Source organism: Okeania sp. SIO2F5, from assembly GCF_010692685.1.
GTDB lineage: Bacteria > Cyanobacteriota > Cyanobacteriia > Cyanobacteriales > Microcoleaceae > Okeania > Okeania hirsuta.
This window is the reverse complement of record NZ_JAAHGU010000267.1, coordinates 1-3164: the sequence shown is the minus strand read 5'-3', so window position 1 is coordinate 3164 and position 3164 is coordinate 1. Positions and strand designations below refer to the sequence as shown.

Annotated in this window: 2 protein-coding genes; one reads left to right on the top strand and one right to left on the bottom strand. The window is 43.2% G+C overall.

The features are described 5' to 3' along the window. Positions 1-569: 569 nt before the first annotated feature. Positions 570-2042: an NAD(P)/FAD-dependent oxidoreductase gene (locus F6K27_RS32700; RefSeq protein ID WP_287280093.1), complete on the bottom strand. Its 1473-nt coding sequence runs from the start codon at positions 2040-2042 to the stop codon at positions 570-572. A 158-nt stretch (positions 2043-2200) separates the two neighbouring features. Here F6K27_RS32700 and F6K27_RS32695 point away from each other — a divergent pair, with 158 nt between their 5' ends. After that, positions 2201-2998 (top strand): SDR family oxidoreductase, encoded by a 798-nt coding sequence (locus tag F6K27_RS32695; protein WP_287280091.1) that lies wholly within the window; start codon positions 2201-2203, stop codon positions 2996-2998. Positions 2999-3164 lie beyond the last annotated feature (166 nt).

Below are 3164 nucleotides of genomic sequence, written 5' to 3'. Positions count from 1 at the left end.
ATATCATGTCCGTTTATATCGTTTGTGTAAACCCAAGGGTGAATATCTACAGGAAATGATGGTTTTTTCTTGCGAGGGTAGCCTTCTTCCCTCTTCCCTCTTTCTTCTTCCTTCTTCCTTCTTCCTTCTTCCTTACCTTTGCTATACAAGACCGATGCTACCGGACATGATATGATTTATCAAAATAATATGGGTCTAATATAAAATCCGGTTATACAGTTATCGCACTTTCTACTTCCATTCAATGCAGACATAAAATGCCGGAATATCCCCAGATCACTCCAACTCTCATCCTTTCTGACTCCTGACTCCTGACTCCTCTCATCATACAATAACTAATTATCCAGATAAGATCAGGACTTACGCAAATTCTTAGACAGTACGCTATCAGTAGGGGGCGTTAGCGGAGCTTTGCGTTAGCAAATGCCATTCGCCCCTACAATATATGGCGCTTGGTGCGTAAGTCCTGATAATATGGGTCGTGCAACCCCGCCTTTTAAGGCGCAATATTTTTGGAGAGTTGCTCACGCATCCCCATTACAAAAATAAATTCTGTAGGGGCGTTAAAGTTATGTTTCCTTGTTGCTAAATATCAACGCACCATCTTCAAGTGCCCCATGACGAATCATTTTCTTGTCACGCTGGTAGTTCTGCGGGTAGAACCAGGGTTCGCAGTCACCCTGCTTCGGGAATAAGTGCATCACCCGCTGGATATAGCCAGAAGAAAAATCTTTGATTAAAGATCGTCCTTGCATATTCCCATCTCGATCGCGCAAACGTGGCGTACACTGACGAAATCCCATCTTGTCCATGTAGTTAACCAACCGACACACATATTCCGCCACGAGTTCGGCACGCAGAGTCCAGGAAGCATTGATGTACCCAAAGACCGAGACCAGGTTCGGTACATCCGAATACATCATGCCCTTATAAGTATAGGTCTTCGGAAATTCAATTGCCTGGTTGTCTACACTGAATTGCACGCCACCGAGTATAATCATGTTTAGCCCTGTCGCTGTAACAATGAGGTCAGCTTCTAACTCTTTGCCCGATTTCAGGAGTATACCCTTCTCAGTGAAGGTCTCAATTATATCAGTGATGACGGAGGCATTACCTGACTTGATTGCCTCAAATAAATCGCCGTTCGGTGCGAGACAAAGGCGCTGGTCCCAAGGGTTGTAGCGTGGGGTGAAATGAGTCTCGACATCGTAGTCATCTCCAAGTTCTTTGCGGACCAGCTCGAGCAGTTTCTGCTTAACCTTCTCAGGTTTCGTGCGCGTACCACGGTAAAGTAATTGTTGGCGTTGGATATACTTCCAACGAAGTATAGCATAAGCCAGCTTTTTGGGCATGAACTTGTTTAAGAGATTGGCAAGCACATCAGACTCAGAGTTTGAGACAACATAAGTAGGCGATCGCTGCAACATTACTACGTGTTTTGCATCCTTTGCAATTTCCGGGATTAGGGTAATTGCAGTAGCCCCAGAGCCAATGACAACCACTTTCTGATCGCGATAGTTGAGGTTTTCTGGCCAATCCTGTGGATGAACTATTTCCCCCTTGAAGGACTCCATCCCTTTGAATTTAGGTGTATAACCCTCTTTGTAACTGTAATACCCAGAACACATTAGAAGGAAGTTGCAGCTAAAGAGAAGGGTCTCAGCCGTCTTCTTGCATTCAGTTTCAACTGTCCAGACAGCGCGATCGCTTGACCAACTAGCTTTCTTCACCAGGAGACTATAGCGAATGTGTTTGTCAATGCCGTTCTCGGAGGCTGTTTCCTGAATATATTTCAAAATTGATGGCCCGTCAGCAATAGATTTGGCTTTGGGCCAGGGCTTAAAGCTATAACCCAGGGTATACATATCACTATCGGAGCGGATGCCTGGATAACGGAAGAAGTCCCAAGTTCCGCCCATTGAGTCTCTACCTTCCAGAATGATGTAGTTTTTGCTGGGACACTTGAGCTGTAGATAGTAAGCGGCTGCGATACCAGAAAGTCCAGCTCCGACAATTGCAATATCAAAGTGTTTCGTGGGCATGATTTAATTCTCCTCTCTTCTTATTTGGCTGCGAACCCGCTCACCTCACTGTTTTTTACATTCTAAATCTTCTACGCGAAAAAAAATATATACAGCTAACTGTCTTACCTTAGAATTAAGCACGTCAATATAAGTGAGTTATCATACAACCAAATCAGATGACCGAACTAAATCACGCTACAGTAGTCCTGACTGGTGCCACAGGGGGTTTTGGCCAGGAACTTACGCGCCAGTTATTACAAGCTGGCAGCCATTTAGTCCTGAGCGATATCAAACAAGATTCTCTAGATGAGCAAGCTTCTAAAATAACCAGCGAAATAACTACAGGGAAAATAATTTCTTGTATTGAGAGCGATCTTTCTGACCGCGAAGGCTGCTTAAATCTCTATGATCTAGTTAAAGCATTGGATATACCCATTGATATTTTAATTAATAATGCGGGAATAGGATTATTTGGTCGGATGGACGAAGTTCCCCCTGATAAATGGGAACGGTTGATGCAGGTCAATTTACTAGCACCAATGCGGTTGAGTTCTCTTTTTGCTACAGGGATGATCGAGCGCCAAAAAGGACACATTGTCAATATTTCTTCTCTAGCAGGTTGGATAGGTGCTGGGGGAATGGCTCACTATTCCAGCAGTAAATTTGGCTTGCGTGGTTTTAGTGAAGGACTTTTTAATGAAGTAAAAAGCTATAATGTTAAAGTCACTGTTGTTTATCCCTTTTTCAGTCGTACCCCTATTCTTCTCTCGGAACGTTATGGAACGCTAGCTCAAGGCAAGGAAGGTTTTCCTGAACGCTTCGCAACTAATCCAGCTAAAGTAATGGAAAAAACAATTAAAGCCATTGTTCGTAACCAACTTCATGTATTTCCCGATGGAGCAGCTCAAAGTTTGCATATTTTCAAGCAGTATTTCCCTGGGTTGGTTGATTGGATTAGCGATCGATTGATTTGAAATCAAAAGACAATCTAATATCAAATCTGGTTAAACAGTTATAGAACCCCTAACCGTATCTTCATATAAATATCAAGTTTTTTTGACTAGGAGACAGCTATACTGGAGACAGGAGACAGAAGGTAAGAGAGAAAAGGTTAAGAGGGAAGATTTGGGGAGAGATAAT